Raw genomic sequence first — 7,678 nt, 5'->3', positions numbered from 1 at the left:
TCCTTCAGCAGTCCCCCGAAGCTGAGGCCCGCGCCCTGCGTGAGCGCCTTGGCCCCTGGCACGGGTTCGGACACCGCCACGCCCACGGACGCCGTGGCGCCCGGCAGGGCCTTCAAGGAGGGCATCCGCTCCCGCAGCCGCTCCGCCACCACCCGGGCCCCGGAGCGCGGCGTGTGGGGCAGGAACACGACGAAGCGGCTGTCCGCGAAGGGCACCACCACGTCGATGTCGCGCACCCCCGCCGTCAAGAGCCCCAGGGCCTCCGCGAGCAGCGTGGTGCGCGCCTGGGGCGTGAGGCTCAGGGTGTGCTCGGTGAAGCGGTCCAGCTCCACCAGCAGCAGGGAGATGGGGTAGCGGTAGCGCCGGCTGCGCTTCACCTCCATCAGCAGCAGGCGCTTGAGGAAGTCGAAGTCCGGGGAGGCACTCACCGCGGGCAGGTCCGTCCGGGAGGCCCGCCGCTCCGGGAGGCCCCAGTGCTGGGGCGGGTGGTTCACGGCCGGCGGGGTGAAGACGGAGGGGTCTGGAAGCACGGGCCGCGCCCACGCTTCCGCCAGGCGCAGCACCAGCCCCACGCACGTCACGACGGTGCCGCGCTTGAGGGGCCCCACCAGGCAGCCTTCCGCACCGGCCTGGGCAGCGCGGGTGTCCGCGTGCTCCTCGTCCGGCGGGTACACCAGCAGGACGGGGAGCCGGGAGCCCTTCTGGCGCAGCTCCTGGCACAGCGCTTCCCCGTCCACGGGGAGGCTCGCGGACGCCACGAGCACTCCCGGCGGACGGTCCTCCAGCAGGCGGCGCGCGTCCACGGCGCTGCCCACCCAGGCCACCTCGTGGCCGGCGCCCTCCAGGAACCGGCGCAGGGCGCTGGCGACAGGAGCGGACGGCTCGGCCAGGAGGACGGTGGCCATCAGACCTTCAGGACCTCTTTTTCCTTCTCCGCGAAGATGGTGTCGACCTGCTTGATGCCCGCGGCCGTCTTGTCCTCCACGTCCTTGGTGAAGCGCTTGAGGTCGTCCTCGGTGATCTTCTTGTCCTTCTGCTGCGTCTTGAGGGCTTCCAGGATGTCGCGGCGGTGATTGCGGATGGCCACCTTGTGGTCCTCCGCCTTGGTCTTCACCTGCTTGACGATCTCCTTGCGGCGCTCCTCCGTGAGCGGCGGAAAGGGCAGGCGGATCATCTCCCCGTCGTTCATCGGGTTGATGCCCAGGTTCGCCTCGCGCAGGGCCTTCTCGATGTCCTTCAGGACGCCCTTGTCCCACGGCTTGATGGTGATGAGCCGGGGCTCGGGCGCGTTGATGCTGGCCACGCCGGCCAGCGGCGTCGGCGTGCCGTACTGGTCCACCCGGATGCCGTCGAGGATGGCGGTGCTCGCACGGCCCGTGCGCACCTTGGCCAGCTCCCGCTTGAGGTCTTCCAGCGTCTTGTCGATACGAGGCTTCAGTTCCGCGACGGTGTCAGCCATTGCAGTCTCCTCCAGAAGCTTGTGTCAGCCCTGCTCGGGGTTTCAGGCCCAGACCGTCTCGGTGGCGCCGACGACGGTGCCAAACTCACCCTGCTGGCCCATGACGGCGCGGTGGATGTTCCCGCGCGTGCCCAGGTCGAACACGATGATGGGCAGCTTGTTGTCCATGCACAGCGAGATGGCCGTGGAGTCCATCACGTTGAGGTTCTGCTTGAGGACGTCCATGTACGTGAGCGTCCGGTAGCGCCGCGCCGTGGGGTCCTTCTTCGGGTCGGCGTTGTAGACGCCGTCCACCTTGGTGGCCTTGAGGATGACCTGCGCGTTGATTTCCATCGCGCGCAGCGACGCGGCCGTGTCGGTGGTGAAGTACGGGTTGCCCGTGCCCGCGGCGAAGATGACGACGCGGCCCTTCTCCAGGTGGCGCACCGCGCGCCGGCGGATGTAGGGCTCCGCGATCTGCTCCATCTTGATGGCGGACTGCACGCGCGTCTTCAGGCCCTGCTTCTCCAGCGCGTCCTGCATCGCCATGGAGTTGATGCAGGTGGCGAGCATGCCCATGTAGTCCGCGCTCGCGCGGTCCATGCCCTCCGTCGCTCCGGCCACACCGCGAAAGATGTTGCCCCCGCCAATGACGACGGCCAGCTCGATGCCCGCCTGGGACAGCTCGGCGATTTCTTCAGCGATGCGCGTGAGGGTGGGGGGGTGGATGCCGTACTTCCCCTCGCCCATCAGGGCTTCGCCCGAAAGTTTGAGGAGGATGCGCTTGTAGGGAGAGGTGGATTCGGACATACGCGACCGCTTCTATCCCCCGCCCCGCGCCCGATCAACGACGGAAGTCGTGTCCGGGGCCGCACCGTCCGATGCCGGGCGTCCGGACGCCCAAGAGGTGGGGGCCGGGAATACCAAGGGCCGCGCCCCCGGGAGCTTCCCCTGAGGGAAACCCACGAGCACGCGGCCCTGGATGCGGCGATGCGGCGATGCGGCAGGACGAAGGGGGGCTTACGCCTGGCCCAGCGTCTTGGCGACCTCGGCGGCGAGGTCTTCCTTCTTCTTCTCGATGCCCTCGCCCACTTCGAAGCGGACGAAGCGGCGCACGGAGACCTTCTCGCCAATCTTCGCGGCGCGCTCGGTGATCATCTCACCGACCTTCTTCTTGTCGTCCTTCACCCAGAGCTGATCCACCAGGCAGACGCCCTCGTAGTACTTCTCCATCTTGCCCACGAGGATCTTCTCCAGCATCGCCTCGGGCTTGCCCTGCTGCTTCAGCAGCTCGCGCTGGATCTCCTTCTCCTTGTCCATCGCGTCCTGCGGGACTTCCTCGCGGCGCACGTACTTGGGGCTGGCCGCGGCGACCTGCATGGCCACGTCCTTCGCCAGATCCTGGAAATCGGTGTTGCGGGCGACGAAGTCCGTCTCGCAGTTGACCTCGACGATGACGCCGATGCGGCCACCGTGGATGTAGCTGGAGACGATGCCTTCGGCGGCGACGCGGCCTTCCTTGCCGGCGGCGCGCGAGATGCCCTTCTTGCGCAGCCACTCCTCGGCCTTCACGAAGTCGCCGGCCGTCTCGGACAGGGCCTTCTTGCAGTCCATCATGCCCGCGCCGGTCCGCTCGCGGAGGTCCTTCACCATCTGGGCGCTGATCTCAGCCATGTGCGTCTCTCTCTATCTTCTGCTCCGAGCACGGCGGTGTGCGCCGCGGGCGGAAGCCATGAGTTCAGGGGGTACCGCTGGAACGAAAAAACGGAGACGGCCGGACAGCGGGCCTTGGAAGGTGCCGCCCGGCCGACTCCGGAAGCTGCGGGGAAGCGAAGACGGGCGGCGACTACTCGGCCGACGGCGTCTCGCCACCCTCGGCGGCGGCGGGCTGCTCGGCGGCGACGGGGGCGGCAGCGCCCTTCATCTCCACGAGGGGGCCACGGCGCTCGCCGCCACGGTCACCACCACCACCCCGGCGGTCATCGCGGTCGCGGCGGTCGTTGCGGCGGGGACCCCGGCGATCATCGCGGTCGCGGCGGTCGTCACGGCCCTCACGCTCCTCCTGCTCGTCGCGCTCGGCGGCGCCGGACGCACGGTAGCGCGCCGCACCCTCGAGGCACGCGTCCGCGATCTTCGACGTGAAGAGCTTGATGGAGCGGATGGCGTCGTCGTTGCCCGGGATGACGAAGTCGATGCCGTCCGGATCGCAGTTCGTGTCCACCAGACCAATCACCGGGATGCCCAGGCGGGTGGCCTCGTGGATGGCGATGTGCTCCTTCTTCGGGTCGATGATGAAGACGCAGCGGGGCAGCTTCGCCATGTCCTTCACGCCGCCCAGGTTCTTCTCCAGCTTCTCGCGCTCACGGTCGAGCTGGGCGACTTCCTTCTTGGGCAGGCGCTCGAAGGTGCCGTCCTCGGCCATCTTCTCCAGCGTCTTGAGCCGGTCGATGCCCTGCTTGATGGTCTTGAAGTTGGTCAGCGTGCCACCCAGCCAGCGGCTGGTGACGAAGAACTGACCGGCGCGCGCGGCCTCCTCGCGGATGACGTCCTGCGCCTGCTTCTTGGTGCCCACGAAGAGCACCGACCCGCCACGGGCCGTGATGTCCGCGACGAAGCGGAAGGCCGACCGGGCCATCGTCACGGTCTTCTGCAGGTCGATGATGTAGATGCCGTTGCGGGCACCGAAGATGTAGGGCTTCATCTTCGGGTTCCAGCGCTTGGTCTGGTGGCCGAAGTGGACGCCGGCCTCGAGCAGCTGGCGCATCGTGATGCCGCTCGCGGCGGCCATCGCCTGGGCCTGCGTCTGCGTATCCTGCTGGGTTTCCATGGTGCTTTGTACCTTCCGGTTGTGTTCCGCCACGCGCGTTCTGGAGTTCCCGGCCCTGGCCCTTCCACCTGGAGGGGCACCGGAGACCGGCACGCGCGTGTGAGTAGTGGGTGCTGCGACTGCCTTCGGGCGTACGGCCCTGCCCCTACATAACGGGGCGCGGCGTCCTTAGCAGAACGCTCGAGAGGGGCGCAAGCTTCGGCGCACGGCCCGTCCGGGCTCGCCCCCTCCAGACCGGCCCCCTCCCCTGCGGCCGGCCAGGCAGACGACCGGCGCGGCCCCCGCTCCCCTGGCTGGGGAGGGCGACCGCGCCGGAAGGCACGTCAGGGCTTCAGGCGGGAACTAGGCGTTGGCCTCGTTGGCGCCGTGGCACTTCTTGTACTTGCGGCCGCTGCCGCAGGGGCAGGGGTCGTTGCGGCCCACACGGGGGGCATCCGAGGAGGCGGCAGCGGCCGCGCGCTGGGCGACGGGCGTGGCGGTGGCCTCCTCGATCTTCCCTTCCGCGTCCGCGCGGCCTTCCACGGCCTTCTGCTGCTGCTGGGCGAGCTGCCGCTGGATGCGGGCGGTCTCCTCCGCCGCGCTGGAGGCGGAGCGGGCCTGGACGCGCATCATCTGGCTGACGAACTGCGTCTTGATGGCGGAGAGCATCTGGATGAAGCCCTGGTAGCCCTCCTTCTTGTACTCCTGCTTCGGGTCCTTCTGGCCGTAGCCGCGCAGGCCGATGCCCTGGCGCAGGTGGTCCATGGCCAGCAGGTGGTCCTTCCACAGCTGGTCGATGGTGGCCAGGTACCGGTACTGCAGGAAGCGCATGAAGTCTTCGCTGAACTCCTGCTCGCGGGCGGTGAAGACCTTCTCCGCCGCCGCGTAGATCTGATCCTGGAGTTCGTCGCGGTTGCCCGTGCCCTCGAAGCTCATCTCCAGGTTGAAGGACTCCTTCACCGCCGCGGACAGCGAGGCGATGTCCCAGGTGTCGGAGCTGCGCGTGGGGGCGTAGGTGTCCGTCAGGGACACGACGACGTCCTCCACCGCGTCCAGCACCATCTCCCGGAAGTCCGGCCAGGTGATGACGCGCTCGGAGCGCGTCTTCACGCGGGTCTTCAGGTCCTCTTCGTACTCCACCAGCGGGATGCCGGCACCGGAAGCGAGCACCTGACGGCGCAGCTTGTAGATGGTGCGCCGCTGCTGGTTCATCACGTCGTCGTACTCGAGCAGGTTCTTGCGCTGGTCGAAGTTGTGGCCTTCCACCCGCTTCTGCGCGCCCTCGATGGCCCGCGACAGCCAGATGTGCTCGATGACCTCGCCCTCTTCCATGCCCAGGCGCTCCATCAGCGTCTGGATGCGCTCGGACCCGAAGATGCGCATCAGGTCGTCTTCCAGCGACAGGAAGAAGCGGCTGGCGCCCGGGTCACCCTGGCGGCCGGCGCGGCCACGCAGCTGGTTGTCGACGCGGCGGGACTCGTGGCGCTCGGTGCCGATGATGAACAGGCCGCCCGCGGCCATGACGTCCGCGCGCTCCTGCTTCGTCAGCTCCTCATTCTTCGCCTTGGTCTGGGCGAAGCGCGCTTCCCAGTCCGCCAGCGCGGCCTGGTAGGCCGTCAGGTCCACCGGCTGGCCGTCCGGCGACTCGGGGGCCTCCGGCGGCGCGCCCATGGCGCTCTTGGTCATCACCTCGGCGTTGCCGCCCAGGAGGATGTCCGTGCCTCGGCCGGCCATGTTGGTGGAGATGGTGACGGCGCCCTTGCGTCCGGCCTGCGCGACGATGTCGGCTTCGCGCTGGTGGGCCTTGGCGTTGAGGACGTTGTGGGGCACGCCGCGCTTCTTGAGGAAGTTGGCGACCACTTCGCTCTTGGCGATGGACACCGTGCCCACGAGCACCGGCTGCCCGGCCTTGTGCAGCTCTTCAATCTGCGCGGCGACAGCCTCGAACTTCTCGCGCTCCGTCTTGTAGACCACGTCCTGCTCGTCGCGACGCACCGCCGGCCGGTTGGTCGGGATGACGCGCACGTCCAGGTTGTAGATCTTCGCGAACTCTTCGGCTTCCGTGTCCGCGGTGCCCGTCATGCCGGACAGCTTGGAGTACATGCGGAAGTAGTTCTGGAACGAGACCGTGGCGAGCGTCTGGTTCTCGTTTTCAATCTTCACGCCCTCCTTGGCCTCGATGGCCTGGTGGAGACCGTCCGACCAGCGACGGCCCGGCATGAGGCGGCCGGTGAACTCGTCGACGATCTGCACCTCGCCGTCCTTCACCACGTAGTCCTTGTCGCGCTTGTAGAGCGTGTGCGCGCGCAGGGCCTGCTCGACGTGGTGCAGGGTTTCGATCTCACCCGGGTCGTAGAGGTTGCCGACGCTCAGGCGCTTCTGGAGCTTGTCGATGCCGTCGTCGGTGAGGGCCACCGCGCGGTGCTTCTCATCCAGGGTGTAGTCCTGGTCCGGCACGAGGCCCGGGATGACCTGATCCACCCGGTAGTACTTGTCGGTGCTGTCCTCGGTGGGCCCGGAGATGATGAGCGGCGTGCGGGCCTCGTCGATGAGGATGGAGTCCACTTCGTCGACGATGGCGTAGTTGAGCTCCCGCTGGACGTAGTCCTGCAGCCGGAACTTCATGTTGTCGCGCAGGTAGTCGAAGCCGAACTCGTTGTTCTGCCCGTAGGTGATGTCCGAGCGGTACGACTCCTGGCGCTGCTTGTCGGACAGCTCGTGGAGCACGCAGCCCGTCGTCATGCCCAGGAACTTGTAGACGCGGCCCATCCACTCGGCGTCGCGGCGGGCCAGGTAGTCGTTCACGGTGACGACGTGGACGCCCCGGCCGGACAGCGCGTTGAGGTAGGAGGGCAGCGTCGCGGTGAGCGTCTTGCCTTCACCGGTGCGCATCTCCGCGATGCAGCCCTCGTGCAGGAAGATGCCGCCCACCAGCTGGACGTCATAGTGGCGCTGGCCGATGACCCGGCTCGACGCCTCCCGGGTGAGCGCGAAGGCCTCGAAGAGCAGCTCGTCCAGGGGACGGCCGTTCTGGATCTCCTGCTTCATCCGGGCGGTCTCGCGCGCGAAGTCCTCGTCCTTGAGGGCCTTCATGCGGGGTTCCAGCTCGTTGATGCGAGCAATCTTCAGTCGGGCCTTCTTGAGCTCGCGCTCATTCTTCGTCCCGATGAGCTTCTTTAGCGTCCATTCAATCATGTTGGCTCTCTCGCCGGAGAATCCTCGAAGGAAGGCGGCGAGTGAAGGGAATTCCCAGGAGATGTAAGGGAGAACCAGACCAAAACCACGCGCGCCCCCCGAAACTTCCTCTCGGCTGGCCGCCCGGCGCGCGGTGGCCCAGAGTAAAGCGGAACCGAGTCCACGCAATGTCCCCTAAGCAGATTCAACGTCCCCGCGCCGCGAAGACTTCTCACGGCCGCTCCTCCCCGGGCCCCCGC

Annotated in this window: 6 protein-coding genes; all 6 read right to left on the bottom strand. The window is 67.9% G+C overall.

The genetic code is table 11. From position 1 onward, the window contains the following. On the bottom strand, nucleotides 1-905 hold a 905-nt coding region (locus D7X74_RS36745; RefSeq protein ID WP_120537645.1), incomplete at its 3' end, for a response regulator. After that, nucleotides 905-1,459, bottom strand: coding sequence for a ribosome recycling factor (frr, locus tag D7X74_RS36740; RefSeq protein ID WP_120537644.1), 555 nt, complete (start codon nucleotides 1,457-1,459; stop codon nucleotides 905-907). The genes D7X74_RS36745 and frr, both read right to left, overlap by 1 nt. A gap of 42 nt (nucleotides 1,460-1,501) precedes the next feature. Next, nucleotides 1,502-2,248 carry a UMP kinase gene (pyrH, locus tag D7X74_RS36735; protein WP_120537643.1) on the bottom strand — a complete coding sequence of 249 codons (747 nt, stop codon included), beginning with the start codon at nucleotides 2,246-2,248 and terminating at the stop codon, nucleotides 1,502-1,504. A gap of 210 nt (nucleotides 2,249-2,458) precedes the next feature. Then, the gene (gene tsf / locus D7X74_RS36730) at nucleotides 2,459-3,112 is read right to left on the bottom strand and encodes a translation elongation factor Ts (protein WP_120537642.1); all 654 of its coding nucleotides are present in this window, start codon (nucleotides 3,110-3,112) and stop codon (nucleotides 2,459-2,461) included. 172 nt (nucleotides 3,113-3,284) lie between these two features. Then, nucleotides 3,285-4,265, bottom strand: coding sequence for a 30S ribosomal protein S2 (rpsB, locus tag D7X74_RS36725; RefSeq protein ID WP_120537646.1), 981 nt, complete (start codon nucleotides 4,263-4,265; stop codon nucleotides 3,285-3,287). A gap of 342 nt (nucleotides 4,266-4,607) precedes the next feature. Then, nucleotides 4,608-7,439: a preprotein translocase subunit SecA gene (gene secA, locus D7X74_RS36720; protein WP_120537641.1), complete on the bottom strand. Its 2,832-nt coding sequence runs from the start codon at nucleotides 7,437-7,439 to the stop codon at nucleotides 4,608-4,610. Nucleotides 7,440-7,678: the final 239 nt, after the last annotated feature.

This window comes from Corallococcus sp. CA047B, assembly GCF_003612065.1.
GTDB lineage: Bacteria > Myxococcota > Myxococcia > Myxococcales > Myxococcaceae > Corallococcus > Corallococcus praedator.
This window is presented reverse-complemented; position numbering and strand designations above follow the sequence as displayed.